Origin of the sequence: Eubacterium sp. BL-380-WT-2B (genome assembly GCF_009696115.1) — a bacterium.
Classification (GTDB): Bacteria; Bacillota; Clostridia; order Eubacteriales; family Eubacteriaceae; genus Eubacterium; species Eubacterium callanderi.
Genome location: NZ_VUMP01000011.1, coordinates 95,746 through 111,225 on the forward strand (window position 1 = coordinate 95,746; position 15,480 = coordinate 111,225).

11 protein-coding genes are annotated in these 15,480 nt (G+C 44.2%); 5 read left to right on the forward strand and 6 right to left on the reverse strand.

Going from position 1 to position 15,480, the window contains the following annotated elements; genetic code table 11:
* Nucleotides 1-49: 49 nt before the first annotated feature.
* The gene (locus FYJ53_RS19730) at nt 50-1,612 is read left to right on the forward strand and encodes a BCCT family transporter (RefSeq protein ID WP_154557685.1); all 1,563 of its coding nucleotides are present in this window, start codon (nt 50-52) and stop codon (nt 1,610-1,612) included.
* 21 nt (nt 1,613-1,633) lie between these two features.
* Here FYJ53_RS19730 and FYJ53_RS19735 read toward each other — a convergent pair whose 3' ends face one another.
* Nucleotides 1,634-2,425: a GNAT family N-acetyltransferase gene (locus FYJ53_RS19735; protein ID WP_227930312.1), complete on the reverse strand. Its 792-nt coding sequence runs from the start codon at nt 2,423-2,425 to the stop codon at nt 1,634-1,636.
* 80 nt (nt 2,426-2,505) lie between these two features.
* Nucleotides 2,506-3,054 (reverse strand): flavodoxin family protein, encoded by a 549-nt coding sequence (locus tag FYJ53_RS19740; RefSeq protein WP_187367990.1) that lies wholly within the window; start codon nt 3,052-3,054, stop codon nt 2,506-2,508.
* Between the two features lie 423 nt (nt 3,055-3,477).
* Between FYJ53_RS19740 and FYJ53_RS19745 the strand changes: the two genes are divergently transcribed.
* Together FYJ53_RS19745 and FYJ53_RS19750 are read left to right on the forward strand one after the other, a co-directional pair.
* Entirely contained in the window at nt 3,478-5,604 is a 2,127-nt protein-coding gene (locus FYJ53_RS19745) for a diguanylate cyclase (protein ID WP_148430063.1), read from the forward strand.
* A gap of 115 nt (nt 5,605-5,719) precedes the next feature.
* On the forward strand, nt 5,720-7,171 hold the full coding sequence (locus tag FYJ53_RS19750) for a GntR family transcriptional regulator (RefSeq protein WP_187367991.1): 1,452 nt from the start codon (nt 5,720-5,722) through the stop codon (nt 7,169-7,171).
* Nucleotides 7,172-7,202: 31 nt separating this feature from the next.
* On the opposite strand, the gene glsA is transcribed toward FYJ53_RS19750, so the two are convergent.
* From glsA to FYJ53_RS19765, 3 genes are all read right to left on the reverse strand, one after another.
* The gene (gene glsA, locus FYJ53_RS19755; RefSeq protein WP_148430067.1) at nt 7,203-8,144 is read right to left on the reverse strand and encodes a glutaminase A; all 942 of its coding nucleotides are present in this window, start codon (nt 8,142-8,144) and stop codon (nt 7,203-7,205) included.
* Nucleotides 8,145-8,377: 233 nt separating this feature from the next.
* Nucleotides 8,378-8,653, reverse strand: coding sequence for a metal-sensing transcriptional repressor (locus tag FYJ53_RS19760; protein ID WP_013380756.1), 276 nt, complete (start codon nt 8,651-8,653; stop codon nt 8,378-8,380).
* A 4-nt stretch (nt 8,654-8,657) separates the two neighbouring features.
* On the reverse strand, nt 8,658-11,252 hold the full coding sequence (locus FYJ53_RS19765) for a heavy metal translocating P-type ATPase (RefSeq protein WP_154557686.1): 2,595 nt from the start codon (nt 11,250-11,252) through the stop codon (nt 8,658-8,660).
* A gap of 415 nt (nt 11,253-11,667) precedes the next feature.
* Here FYJ53_RS19765 and FYJ53_RS19770 point away from each other — a divergent pair, with 415 nt between their 5' ends.
* Both FYJ53_RS19770 and xdh read left to right on the forward strand, forming a co-directional pair.
* Nucleotides 11,668-12,465, forward strand: coding sequence for an RICIN domain-containing protein (locus FYJ53_RS19770; RefSeq protein WP_187367992.1), 798 nt, complete (start codon nt 11,668-11,670; stop codon nt 12,463-12,465).
* 286 nt (nt 12,466-12,751) lie between these two features.
* Nucleotides 12,752-15,322, forward strand: a complete 2,571-nt coding sequence (gene xdh, locus FYJ53_RS19775; RefSeq protein ID WP_090412767.1) for a selenium-dependent xanthine dehydrogenase — start codon at nt 12,752-12,754, stop codon at nt 15,320-15,322.
* A 67-nt stretch (nt 15,323-15,389) separates the two neighbouring features.
* Here xdh and FYJ53_RS21935 read toward each other — a convergent pair.
* On the reverse strand, nt 15,390-15,480 hold a 91-nt coding region (locus FYJ53_RS21935), incomplete at its 5' end, for an IS3 family transposase (RefSeq protein WP_369522214.1).

Consider the following 15,480-nt stretch of genomic DNA (forward strand, 5'->3'; position numbering starts at 1 on the left):
TAAAAAAGCGGCTCAACTATTTGGCCGCTTTTTTCTTTAGGAGGAAACAATGAAGCATCAAAAGATTAATTTAATAGTTTTTCTGCCAGCTGTGTTGCTTTTCTGCGCCTGTATTTTATTAGCTTTCTTAGACAATTCGGCGTTTATAAGTTTAACCAGCACTTTGTATACGTGGATATTGGATGAATTCGGATGGTTGTTTTTACTGACAGCTTTGGTAGTTTTTCTGATATGTATCGGTTTGTATTTTTCTCCCTTTGGAAAAATAGTCATAGGTGGAAAAGAGGCCAAACCAATGATGTCTGTTTGGAATTGGTTCAGTATTACGCTTTGTACCACTGTGGCTTCGGGCATTGTATTCTGGGGAGCGGCTGAGCCCGTACAGCATATTCTTAATCCTCCGGTATCCAGCGGTATTGTGGCGTTGACTCCAGAGGCTTCGCTATTTGCCATGGCAGCAGTTTTCAGACATTGGACTCTTCTGCCCTATGGGCTTTACACAATTTTGGCGGTTGTTTTTGCATTTGTTTATTATAATATGCGACAGCCTTTTTCTTTGGGCTCTGTCATTGCCCCGCTTATTCCAGAAAAAGGCAGAAGCGGAGTGAGCAGGGCAGTGGATTTTGTCTGTGTTTTTGCACTGGTCACCGGTCTTGCCGCCTCGCTGGCTTCAGGCGTGCTCAGTATTAACGGAGGGCTCAGTAAGCTGTTCGGCATTGATTCAAATGTAATAGTATGGGGAATTATCATTCTGGTGATCGGAGGTATGACCATCATTGCTGCAGTTACAGGGATCACTCGCGGTATAAAATACCTGTCAAATATAAATGTGGCGATGTACATTGTGATACTGGGGTTTATACTCCTGTTTGGGGGGACCGTTTTTATTTTCAGTTTTGGCATTGAAAGCATAGGGGAGTTTATAACTACCTTCTTCAGCGGTACACTGTTTACTGGTACGGCCGAGGGTGACCCATGGGCCAAAAACTGGACGATGTTTTATTTGGGTAACTGGATGGCATGGGCGCCAGTGACGGCAGTCTTCCTGGGAAGAATTAGATATGGACGCCGAGTAAAGGATGTGATCGCAATGAACCTTTTTGTCACCGCTTTATTTAGTATTGTATGGTTTATGATTATCTCTGGAGCAACGGTCAATCAGCTGATGAATAACCCTGCTTCGGGCCTTATTAATGCATATAATGCCGGGTATGAAAATGTAATTTATCAGTTGTTTAAAAATTTGCCTTTAAGCCAGATTTTTATTCCATTGTATTTGGCAGCGGTTTTGATTTCATTCGTAACCGCAGCCGATTCTACCACAATGGCCATTGCAGGCATTTGCAGTAAGGGAATCGCACCGGATTCGCCGGAGCCACCAACCTATTTGATTGCGGTTTGGGGTGTTATTGTAGCGGTGGTAACCTGGATTATGATGTCGGTAGGAGAAGGCATTACCGGCGTTAAGATGCTTTCAAATATTGGAGGCCTTCCAGCCATGTTTTTGATTATTCTTGTGGTGATCAGTGTAATAATCATTTCGATACATCCAGAGAGATATAATCTTGTTGATAAAAACAATACAATTGATGAAAAGCATAAAATGAATTGATTTGTACGATGAACCTGTTTTTTAACGTGGTGCGGATAAGAGTGTCATATCCCCCACAGCATAAGCCGTATAGGGCGTTTCCAGACAATAACCAAGGCTCTCGGCAAGGCGCAGGGATTCTGGGCTGACTGCGTCCCAGCTTGGACAGCGGTTTTGCTGCAGACATTCTAAAATAAGGCGTGAGCCTACAATCCGCGCCAGCCCCTGTCTTCGGTAAGGCTGTTTGGTATCGATTTGGATTTCGATACCATTGTCGTAATAAGTATAGGAGGAAGCACCTGCGATGATTTCATGGTTTTTAATGATTACAAAGCCAAGGCCGTTTTGTGTATAGTCCTGAGGGTCTTTAAACTGAGAGCATAAATCTCTGGACCAGTCCTCGCTTTGAAGTGTACTGTAAAGCGAACCGTCAATTTGACAAATTTCGCAGTCCTGAGGAAGCGCTGTGAGATTAGCCCGCAGCTGTTCCTGATCAAAAGCTTCGGGTTCTTTTTTAAAAGCATAGCGCGTAAATTTTTCGTATTGCCCGTTATAGGCAGATTCGATTAATGGATGCCAGTTTTCCTGGCGTGCGACTAAAGTAATAACAGGAACTTTGCTGGGATCGGGAATGTTTCTAATGAGTTCTGGATTGGGTATACCGGCAAAAAAACAGAAATCACCGATTGATATCTGAGCGGACTGAGGGTTATCGGGATCATCTGCAAAGGCCTGGCCAAGATGCCCTTGAAGGCAGGACCATACTGGTGTTTCATTCCAGCCTTCAAATAATGAAGAAATACACCACAGATTTTTTTTCGAAATTGCGTACAAAGCGATCCTCCTGATAATGTAAGATTTAAAAAATCAGCCAGGAGCATAGTCCCCCGGCTTTGTAGTAGCAAAATTATTTTTTAAAGGCTCTGTCCAAAAGCAAGAACCTGTTCCAGCCAGCCGCTTCCCAAAATATCATCCTTTTTCCAGACGTCAGAAGCGATAAAAACACCCTTGTCCTGCCATTTCAAATAATCAGCAGTTAATTTATAGCTGTCAATAGCGGGAAGAAAATCCTTTAGATCACTGCTGGCGCCAGTCATCAGCAGGACAGATTTTTTACCTGCCAGGGGCATCGTCTGATGACCCCTGCAAAAAGCGTACATTCGGTCGATGACGGCCTTTAGCTGGGTCGTCATATTGAAAAAATACAGCGGGGATACCAGCACAACCATGTCTGCAGCCAGAAGCATTGGGTAAATTTTCCAAAAATCATCCTTTTGAACGCAGGGGGCGTCAGGCTCGGCATAGCATTGTTCGCAAGCCAGACATCCGTTTATTTTCATGTGACCAGCAGAAATCATTGTAACCACATGGCCATTTTGCTGAAGGCCCTGTGCAAAGGCGCGGGCCAGCAGTTCGCTGTTACCGCCTTTTCTGGGACTGGACGAAATAATTAAAATTTTCATGTTTAACCTCCTGATAACGTGAACAACCATTGAGTAAAATTATAATCCAGTGTGATAATAAAAGCAATGGAAACCTGATAAATCATGGTGTGAATTTTAAGGCTTTCAGAGAGCGTAAAAGTGTTAATCATAAACAGTATACTTGTCAAAACTACTTGTGTTTCATAATAATATATTTTATAATAAAATATAAAATGAACAAGCGTAGACGGATTATTTGCTATGGGAAACAGAAATTGAAAAGTGATGTAAAAAATACAGAGCAGATCATACGGCTGAGGACAGTATACTTGTCAAAGAATGATTTAAGACACCTTAACCGGTATGGATGCTGATGTGAGCAGGCCGGAAATATGAAACAGCTTTCAGAGGTGTTAAAGTGAATGCAGAAAAGGCGCCATGTGCTGAACGGAGGAGAACACCTTGAACGATAATGAAAAAATTATTTTAATAGCAGATGATATTGAGCTGAACAGAGCGATCATTGCTGAGATTTTCAATAAAAACTACCGGATAATAGAGGTCGAAAACGGAAGGAAGGTGCTGGACGCCATTGCTGTACACGGCCGTGCCATTAAAATGGTGCTTTTAGATATTATCATGCCGGAAATGGATGGTTATGAGGTTTTACAGGCTATGGCTGGGAATGGATGGCTGAAGCAGATACCAGTGATCATTATCACTTCGGACTCATCGGAAAAGGTTGCATTGCGGTGCTATAATCTGGGAGTTTCTGATATGGTCAAGAAGCCCTTTAATCCAGAAATAGTAAGACGGCGTGTGGAAAATGTCATTGAGCTTTACGCGCATAAATTTGACCTTGAAACTATGATTAAAAAGCAAATTACAACCATGGAGGAACAGGAAGCCCGTTTAAACCAGGCCAATAGTTTTGTCATTGATGCCTTAAGCACAGTTATTGAGTTCAGGAGTGGCGAGTCCGGACAGCATATCCAGCGTATGCGTGGTCTCACGCGTTATTTAACCAATAATCTGGTCCACCTGTATCCGGAGTATGATATGGAACCAGCCATGGTAGAGGCCGTAGCCAGTGCGGCGACGATGCATGATATCGGGAAAATTGCCATACCAGATTCTGTCCTGCTAAAGCCCGGCAAATTAACCGATAAAGAATTTGAAGTAATGAAGACCCATACCATAAGGGGCTGTGAGATTCTTGAAACGCTGGACTATACCCAGGATGAGGATTATTTTAAACTGTGTTATGAAATCTGTCGTTATCATCATGAAAGATGGGATGGCAAAGGGTATCCTGAAGGCCTACGGGAAGACGAAATTCCCATATGGGCACAGATTGTTTCATTGGCAGATGTTTATGATGCCCTGACCAGTGAAAGGGTTTATAAGCCACCTTACAGTCATGAACAGGCAGTGACGATGATTTTAAACGGAGAGTGCGGTGTTTTTAACCCTAAGCTGATAGCATGCTTTAAGGAATGTGTTAACCATATTCGCGATAATCTGGATGAAAATACAGAGAAAACCGCAGGGGAGGGATTGGTACCGTATCGTCCATCCTCCCATGTCAAGCCGCTCAGGCTGACGGATATTGAAGAGATGGATACCATTTCTGAACGTGTGATGTGGCTTTTGGAGGTTGAACAGGAAAAATATCGGGTCCTGTCTGAAATGTCAGGTGAGATTATTTTTGATTATAATCTTTTAAGTGACCGTATCGAATTTTCAGAAAAGGCCAGTGATATATTTGATATGGACACTCAAATCGAACATTTTATAAAACGGATACAGGAAAGTGGGTTTATAGAGCAGGAACAGTTTAAAGAATTGATCGACAGCATTAAAAAAATTACACCAGAGCAGCCTTTTTTTCGTCAGGAACTGCGGCTTAAATTGAAAGATAGCAGTTATGAATGGTATGAACTGTATGCCAACGCTATTTTTGACAGTGATATGGGGCGTTGTATCAGCATTTTGGGTAAGATTACCAACATACATGAGCGTAAAAAACGCAGTGATCTGTTATATCAGCAGGCAAATACGGACCCATTGACAGGCCTTTTTAATCGGAATGCTCTAAATAAGCATATCTATGCGGTTCTGGCAGATCCAGTACTAAAAAATGCGGCAGTCATGATCATTGATCTGGATAATTTTAAGGCTGTAAATGACAATTTTGGACATTTATACGGCGATGGGGTATTGAAGGAGATCAGCAGAGAAATTCGAGAGAGAGTAAGGGAGACAGATATAATAGGACGCATTGGAGGAGATGAATTTGTGGTTTTTATGGAGAATTACGGAGATGAAAGTGTACTGGAAAAAAGAGCCGAGGCTTTCTGCCGTGCTCTGAGAAAACGCTACGAGGAAGATGATGTCGAATGCGCTATTTCCGGGAGTATTGGAATCGCATGTTTTCCAAGAGACGGAAAGACATATGATGAATTACTCGTCAAAGCTGATCAGGCACTATATTATATTAAAAAAGAACATAAAAACGATTATGCGTTTTATCGTGACGAGATTCGCCAGACCCATTTTCATTCTGTTTTATCAGAAGTAGATGCGTAGGAGGATGAAAGACAAAAAAGAACGGTAAGCCGTTCTTTTTTTGATGCTTTTGATTCTATGGCATTGCTGGATTTTGAAAATAAAGTATGTTAGAATGAAAAAAAGGAGGAGTTCTATGGCAGCAGAAAAAAGTCAACAGCGGATGATATATCATTTTCTTTTAAGACAGATCAAGATGGGCAACTATAAGAGCGGTGACCGTTTTCCAACGGTTAAGGAGATCGCCGGTCATTTTAACGTATCCTACTGTCCGGCACAGATAGCCCTGAAAACATTGGAAAAGGATGGCTATGTCCGGCTGAGTAAGGGAAGAACAGCAGAAATAATATGGCAGCCGGATGAAAAGACTGAAGAAGCGCTGGACTTTGAAGAGCGCAGAGAGGTGCTAAGGGACCTTTATGAAGGCCTCTGCCACCTTTCACCCTTATTCAGGCTGCAGGGATTAAGTCTGATGGACAAGGAACCGCTTGCTGAACTGGAACAGTTGCTTGCCAGTGATCAGGAGCCGCTGTTGTTCAGTTTATATAAGGGATTCGAAGATTCTTTAAAGCCTATGAAAAATCAGATGCTAATGTATTTATTTACGGATATTGATGCTTTTGTGGGAACTGCGCTCGTGGACCGGATGAAACGTGTTAATGATGGACAGGGCGACAGGGCTCTGGAAAAAGTGAGGAAATATTTACTTAATGCTATCCGCTGTATTAAAAAACAGGAATATAAAAACAGCTTTGAGCAGCTTTTAGAATTAAGCGGGTATTTTAAAGATTTTTTTGATTTTGACCAGAAGGAGATCTGCCAGAAGAGAGAGGCTGAAGCTTTTTCCTGGGAACCTCAGAAGGGACGTAAGCGGTACTGTGATGATATCGCAATTGATCTGATCTGTAAAATTAACCAAGGCGTATATCCGGTAGACAGCTATTTGCCACAGGGCAGACTATTGGCGGATATCTATCACGTATCGCCCATTACCATGCGCCGAACCATTAATATTTTAAATGAATTGGGCGTAGCTAAAAATATCAATGGCATTGGGACAAAAGTGATCTTTCCGGGAGATCAGACTATTTTATATAAAATGAAGGATATGACAATGGACAGAAATCTGATTCAGTTTTTAGAAGCCCTGCAGATTTTAGCCATCACCGGTGAATCTGTCGTATTTCATACCTTTCCATTCTTTAACGAGGCCGCCATTAAGAAAATCAGAGGAGCCTTAAAATTAAAAGGTGATGAGCGGTCAAAGGTACAGACCTTTGCGGCCTGTTTACAGGCTATTGTCCACTGCGCGCCATTTGCGGCCATAAGGGAGATATACAGTAAGCTGACCCTTATGACATTAAAGGGCAGTGTTCTGCGGCTGGAGAGCACTGGAGATGAAGGCATTGCATGGTGGCCGGAAATGGCTGAACAGTTTGAAAACAGCCTTGATAATAAAGACGCGGCCTTGTTTTCCAAAACGCTTTTTGATTTGTTCCACAGGAGTTTCTGCTCGACCCGGGAGACATTGTGTGAAATTGGCGTTAAACAGGCAGCTTCAGTTGCCGTTCCGCTTATTTTCAACTAGGAAAAAGAGATCCATGGTATTTTATGGCTGCTTACCGGTAAAGTGAAAGATCGAGCGCGTCTGATATAAAACGCATGGCTTTTTGCCCTCGAACACTGTTGCCAATCGGGTCAAGCCTGGGACTGAAAGCAGAGAGCGCCAGCTGTCCGGGCACTACCGCCAGCAGGCCTCCACCTACACCGCTTTTCCCAGGAAGCCCTACGGTATAGGCGAAATCGCCGGAAGCACCATAGAGACCTTCCATGGTCATCTCGGCAAAAATATGAGGTAAAAATTCAGGATTTATTATGGCTTTTCCAGTGATTGGATTTACACCGCCATTGGCCAGTGTAGAACCCATAACCGCCAGATCCTTACAGGTTATGGCGATAGAGCATTGCTTTGTATAAATATCGCAGGTGGAATCTGGATCGTCATAAAGCGTGCCGTAGCTTGACATGAGCCAGGCAATGCCTTTATTATGACTGTTGGTGGGAGCTTCGGAGGTATATACAGCGTCCATCACTTCGAGGCTGTGGCCGGCAAATTGACTGTAACCATCCAGAATTTTCTGCCATTTTTCATCGGCGTTGGCGGCTGGCAGCAGGCTGACAGTGGCCATAGCGCCAGCGTTTACCAGTGGTGAAAGCGGCTTGCCCCGGTGTAGCTCCAGTGCCATTACAGAGTTAAAGGGAAGTCCTGTCGGGTCTGCGCCTACCTTTTTTAACATTTCTTGAGCGCCGACAGCTTCCATGACAAGCGCCATGGAAAAGACCTTGGAGATGGATTCAATGGCAAAAGGATAGCTGCTGTCGCCTGTCTCAAGGACTGTGCCATCTGCTGTTACAGCGGTCAGCCCAAACAGATTTGATGGAACCTTTGCCAGAGCAGGAATATAGGAAGCGTTGGCGCCAGACTGATCACTTTCTGCGGTGCTGTGAGCCTGCTTGAGAACAGCTTCAAGTTTCTTAGTATCAATAATGTTTTTCTGCATGATTTAAACCTCACTTTCTAAGATGCTATATACCCACACGATTCAAAAAAGAAAAGGAAGATAAAGTGTTTATATTTCAGGAAAAGGGTATCTATTAAAAAGAGCATACAACCTCTTACTTAAAAATTTTACTCTCCCCAAATTTTCCCTGAGCAGGTTCTGGAACAAAGTATCCGGAACCTGTTTTTTTATACGCTGATGCATAATAAAAAAGCCCCGTACGGGGCTTTTAACTATTTGTAATATTTATCCAGAATAGTAATGATTTCCTCAATCTTAATATTACGGTCTTCCTTGCTGCCATTTTCAAAGGCATCCGTTACACAGTGATGCATATGCTGTTCGAGAATCTGCAGGTTGGCCTTCTTCAGAAGGGCCTGCACTGCCAGTACCTGTTTAGAGATATCAATGCAATAGCGGCCTTCCTCAAGCATTTTAATAATACCGTCCATCTGGCCTCTGGCCGTTTTTAAAAGATTGAGCTCCTTGGTGCGGTCAATTCCTTCCATGGTTTTACTCGGTAATGACAGAGGCCGGGTAGCCTGCTTCATCCAGTGCGTCACACAGCATTTTGTTGGTAACAGCATCTGTTACATCCATGGTAGCTTGGGCGTATTCCAGAGAAACCTGAACATTTGAAACGCCGTCAATGGCGTTCAAGGTGTCTTCAACGCGTTTTACGCAGTGCTTGCAGCTCATGTCATTTACGTGTAATTTTTTAGTCATAGTTGTTCCTTCTTTCTGTGATTCCGTTACCGAATCACTGGTATTAAATTGATTATTGACAACCGTCACATCAGTATGGGCAGACGGCAGGTCATTCACAGGAATAAATTTGGGCTTAAAGCCTTTCAGAGAAAGTGCGTTCAGCACAACGGATACAGAGCTCAAGCTCATGGCCGCTGCGGCAAACATTGGGTTCAGCTTGAGGCCAAAGGGGAGGTAAAGAATCCCAGCGGCCAAAGGAATGCCAATGGTGTTGTAAATAAAAGCCCAGAACAGGTTTTGCTTGATATTTCGAATCGTCGCTTTGCTCAGTTGTATCGCTGCTACAATCTGTAAAAGATCATTCTGCATAAGGATAACATCAGCAGACTCAATGGCCACATCGGTTCCGTTGCCGATGGCAATACCGATATCGCTTTGTGCCAGGGCAGGAGCATCATTGATGCCGTCTCCGACCATAATCACCTGTTTGCCTTCAGTCTGAAGTTTTTTAATCAGGTCAGCCTTTTCCTCTGGCAGAACGTTAGCGATAACGTGATCAATATTGATTTTTGAGCCGATGGCCCGGGCAGTCCGTTCATTGTCACCGGTCAGCATATATACCTGAGTACCCATAGCCTTGAGCTGAGCGATGGCATTGGCTGAATTTTCTTTAAGCGTATCGGCAACGGCGATTATGCCAATCAGTTCACTGCCCTCACCAATAAAAAGAGGTGTTTTGCCAGCGTCAGAAAGCGTATTGTAAAGCTCGGTCTGTGTACTCGGATCAATTCCGGAGCCTTTCATGAGCTTTTGGTTGCCGATGGTAATAAAACGGGTATCCACAGTACCTTCAACGCCGAGGCCGGGAATCGCATTGAAGTCGGACACATCCCGCAGCGCAATACCCCGCTCATTGGCGCCCTCTACAATGGCTTCACTGAGCGGATGTTCGGATTTGGCTTCGATGGAAGCAACCAGCTGAAGCAGTGTTTCTTCATCTGTATTACCTAAAGGGACAATATCTGTGATGGATGGTTTGCCAATGGTGATGGTGCCGGTTTTATCAAAAACAACGGCATCCGCTTTTCCAAGGGTTTCAAGGGCAGGACCATTTTTAAAAAGAATGCCCTGCTCAGCACCTTTTCCGGTGCCTACCATAATGGCTGTCGGCGTTGCTAGGCCAAGAGCACAGGGACATGAGATAACGAGCACTGAAATCCCCATGGACAGGGCAAAGGAGAATTCATAGCCAAGAAGGAGCCAGACGATAAAGGATAAGGCTGCAATGCCCATAACAGCCGGTACAAAATAACGGCTGATCTGGTCGGCAATCTTGGCGATCGGGGCTTTAGAGGACAGAGCCTCTTCTACCAGATGGATAATCTTGCTGAGTGTGGTATCGTCACCGATTTTTGTGGCACGAAACTTAAAAGCACCGGTTTTGTTAATACTGCCACAGATAACGTGGTCGCCGGTTTCCTTTTCCACTGGAATACTTTCGCCGGTAAGCAATGACTCATCCACGCTGGAATGGCCGGAAATAATCTCACCATCCACTGGAATACGGTCGCCGGGTTTAATGACGACTGTGTCGCCCAGGCGCACATCATCAATGGGAATTTCGACTTCTGAATTGCCGCGTTCTACGAGAGCGGTATCCGGCGCCAGGGCAATGAGCTTTTCAATGGCCTGCGAGGTTTTTCCTTTAGCGCGTGCTTCCATATATTTTCCCAGGGTGATAAGGGTTAAGATAACTGCGGTCCCTTCAAAATAAATCTCGTGGGCAAAGTGATGTACCATGGTCATATCACCGTAAGAGTAGCCCCAAGCCAACGGGTACAATACATAAATACCGTAGAGGAAAGAAGCGCTGGTGCCAACGGCTACCAGAGAGTCCATATTTGGAATGCGTTTCCAGAGGGCTTTGAAACCATCTTTGTAAAAATGTGCGCCCATATAAACAACAGGCAGGGTTAAAAGCATCTGAGTAATTGTGTTGACCAAGCGATTCATATCACCGTCCAAAAAAGCAGGAATGGGCAGCCCTACCATGGGGCCCATAGAGAGATAGAATAAAGGAATGGTGAAAACCAATGAAATTATGAGCCGGGTCTGAAGCTCTTTCATTTGCTTTTGGGCATTTTCACCGGCGGTGTTCCTGACAGTGCTTTTACCGGACGCAGAAGCTTCCTGCTCGGGCACCGCGCCATAACCGATTTTTTCGATGGCGGAAACAATGGCAGGAGCCTGAACAGAACTGTCATTGTAAGTTACGGTCAGGTTTTCTGTGGCGTAATTAACCACTGCATCCTCAACGCCGTCCATTTTATTTACAGTTCGTTCGATGGCAGCAGCGCAGGCTGTACAGGACATCCCTTCTATTTTAAAATTTTTCTTCATATAATAACCTCCAGACGACACCCCTAGTGGGGTGGGGTATGTTTATATAATATAACAATTTATGAGAATGGTCAAGTTCTTTTCAAAAAAATTCTTACCCGATTATGATTAATCTTAACAAAAACTTTAAAAATATGCTATTTATTCAGACAATCTTGACAGCCCGTTAAGCTGGTTCAGAGTTATAGTTGAATCTCGTGAGCTGTTATAAATTTCAATTTTTTTGATGAAAACGCAAAGCAATGCTTAATACTTGTTTATATTTTGTAAAATTTTCAATGAATGTTTGACGAACAAGTAAAAAATTGCTATGATAATACTAAGCTAAAGTAAATCAAAATGCAGTGTAGAGATATTTTGATAAAAACAGTGTAATATTATAATACTGCTTAAAATGATCAAAGGAGTTGGTAAAGTGAAACTGCAAGCAAATAAAGCCTACGTCATTATGGCGCAGGAAAAGACGTTGGCTCTCGGAATTGAAAATGGCTCGGCTGAGAATGGTGCACTTATAAAATTACAGGAGGCTTCTCAAACAGGAGCAGACAGCCAGAAATGGACAGTGAAATACGTAGATGGTGAATGGTTTAAGCTTATCAATAAACATTCGGGAAAGGCACTGGATCTGTGTATGCTGGGAACAGTAAACGGTACCTGGGTACAGCAGTGGGAATCCGTTGATACGGACAGTCAGCTTTGGACATTAGAAGAAACGGCTGAAGGCAGCTGTCTGATCAGGTCGCAGCGCGCTGGTATCTATCTTGACATTGCGATGGGGGCGGCTGTACCAGGCGCACAGATGCAGATTTGGGAAAAAACTGGGAGTGCCAATCAGGTATGGCATTTTTCACCGACTCAGCTTGATGAGGCAGTAAAACCAGATGAAAAGGCGGCTTCTGAAGCAGCGCCACGAAAAAAAACAACCGCGCGAAAAGCCACTGCGGCAAAAAAAACAGCTTCATCTGGAGCTAAGAAAACAACTGCGGTAAAGGAGAAGGCCATATCAGAAACGGCTGAAAAGGTAACGGTCTCCAAGACAACCGCTGCCAGAAAAACAACGGCATCCAAAAAATCCGCAAAGAAAACTGCGACCACCTCAAAAGCCAGTACATCTAGAAAGGCTGAAACAATACAAGCCGCCCCAGAACCAGCTAAAAAGACAACACGGAAAACACCCTCCACCGCAGCTAAAAAAGTTGATAATGAAGCATGAATTTTTAATGAATGACTTCAAACCACCAGTTTAATTTTGGTGGTTTTTTTATACTTAAAAGTTCCGATTGTTCTAAAAAAAATAGTCGTTTCTGAGAATAAAAGCTTGCTATTTCTCTAAATGTACGATAAAATATTATTATGTCATATAATAAAACAGTATTGTATCTTAAATAAAACACTGTGCAAAGTTTATCAAAGAACAGCTGCCTTTAATCGTTCTTTAGATAAACAGAAGTGTTGAAACCAAGCATTCGGTATAATTAATCAATAAAGGAGTATCAGAAATGTACACGATTAAGGTCAACGGAGTTATACATGAGGTTGAACAGGATAAAAAGCTCATGCGCTTTTTAAGAGATGATTTGAGATTAACCTCAGTGAAGGATGGCTGTAGTGAAGGGGCCTGTGGTACCTGTACGATTATCATCGACGGAAAAGCTACCCGATCCTGTATACCCATGGTATCTAAAATGGCAGATAAGGAAATTATCACGGTAGAAGGCCTTACAGAGCGTGAAAAAGAAGTTTACAGTTATGCCTTTGCAAAAGCAGGCGCTGTGCAGTGTGGTTTTTGTATACCGGGCATGGTAATGTCAGGAAAGGCGCTCATTGATGTTAATCCGGACCCAACGCGTTTGGAGGTAATAAACGCTATTAAAAATAATATATGCCGCTGTACCGGCTATAAGAAAATTGTTGATGGTGTCCTGTTAGCTGCTAAAATTTTCAGAGAGAATCTTCCTGTAAATGAAGAAGTCGGCGAGGTCACTGTCGGCCAGGCCATGTTGCGTGTGGATGCCAGAGAAAAGGTGTTGGGAACAGGTGAATATCCGGATGATCTTTATCTGGACGGTATGATCTATGGCAGCGCTGTGCGGGCAGAATATCCGAGAGCCCGTGTGCTGGCCGTTCATACGGATGAAGCGAAAGCGTTGCCGGGCGTGATTGGTATTTTTACAGCGGAGGATATTCCGGGAAGCGTTAAAGTTGGGCACCTTAAGCAGGACTGGGATACAATGATTCCTGTTGGTAAAACAACGCACTATATCGGTGATGCGATTTGTCTGGTAGCGGCGGAAACACCAGAAATTTTGGAAGAGGCTAAAAAGCTGGTAAGGGTTGAGTATGAACAGCTTGAAGGTGTCTTTGATCCGTGTGAGGCGATGAAGGAGGACGCTCCTTTAGTGCATGAGGGCAGTGAAACTAACATTTTGGCACATGAGCACCTGGTACGTGGGAATGCGGATGAGGTTATTGCCCGTTCAAAATATAAGGTTACACGCCATTATGAAACACCGTGGACCGAGCATGCTTTCCTGGAACCGGAAACAGCTGTGGCAATGCCCTTTGACGGTGACGGTGTCTTTATCTATTCAACAGACCAGGGAACCTATGATACTCAGCATGAGTGCATGGCAATGTTGGGGCTGCCTCCCGAAAAAGTTATTGTAGAAAATAAGCTGGTTGGCGGCGGCTTTGGAGGGAAGGAAGACGTATCGGTCCAGCATCATGCTGCGCTGATTGCTTATCTGACCAAACGGACTGTCAAGGTCAAGCTTTCGCGGAAGGAAAGTATTATGATTCACCCTAAACGCCATCCGTTTTATATGGATGTCACATCTGCCTGCGATGAAGAAGGACGATTGACGGCGTTAAAGGCAGTAGTCGTGTCCGATACAGGCGCTTATGCTTCTTTGGGAGGACCGGTACTCCAGCGGGCCTGTACACACGCTGCCGGACCTTATAATTTCCAGACCATTGATATAGATGGTAAAGCCGTCTATACGAATAACCCGCCAGCTGGCGCTTTCAGGGGTTTTGGGGTAACTCAGACCTGCTTTGCCTCTGAGATGAACCTTAACCTTTTGGCTGAAATGGTGGGAATCACACCATGGGAAATCCGTTACCGCAACGCAGTGCGGCCGGGTGAGGTGCTTCCAAACGGACAGATTGCCGATCCGGCAACAGGGATTGCCGAAACATTAGAAGCCGTTAAGGAAATTTACAACAGTGAAAAATACGTGGGTATTGGCTGTGCGATGAAAAATGCCGGAGTCGGCGTGGGTCTTCCAGACTGGGGACGCTGCCGCCTTCTGGTAAAGGACGGACACGTCGAGATACATGCAGGAGCTTCCTGTATTGGCCAGGGGCTGGGTACCGTGTTAACGCAGGTGCTTTCTGAAACCGCAGGCCTTACTCTGGACCAGATTGCCTATATGCCGCCGAATACAGCGAATGCACCGGACTCTGGCACAACCTCTGGTTCCAGGCAGACATTGGTAACCGGTGAAGCCTGTAGACGGGCAGCGGAGGATTTGAAGGCGGCAATGAAAGATAAAACACTGGCTGAGCTTGAAGGACAGGATTTTATGGGAGAGTATCTAGCAAAAACAGACGCTATGGGTACACCTGTGCCAAACCCGGTTTCTCATGTAGCCTACGGCTATGCGACGCAGATGTGCGTACTGAATGAAGATGGCTCCATTAAAAAAATGGTTGCGGCTCATGATGTGGGCAAGGCTGTAAACCCTACCAGCGTAGAGGGGCAAATCGAAGGCGGTGTGGTCATGGGGATGGGCTATGCGCTTACGGAGCAGTATGAGCTGGATCACGGCATTCCAAAGTCAAAATTTGGTACACTTGGCCTTTTTAAGGCAGATAAAGTGCCGGAACTTGACAGTATCGTTGTTGAAAAACCAGGCATTGATGTGGCTTATGGTGCCATTGGTATTGGTGAGATTACCTCTATACCGACAGCTCCGGCCATTGCGGATGCATACTATCGTTTAAACGGCGAATTTCAGACGGTTTTACCGCTGAAAAATACGCCCTATGAGAAAAAGAAGAAAAAGTAATGATCAGATACATCAAAAAAAGCCAACAAAATGATCTGAACCCCAAAAGTTAGACAAAAGAATTAAATCAAGCAGCTTCGAGGGCTTGCTTCCTGTGAACAGCAGGAGGTAAGCCCTTTAGCTTGGCTTTGATACGACGGTTATTGTAGTAGTCAAGG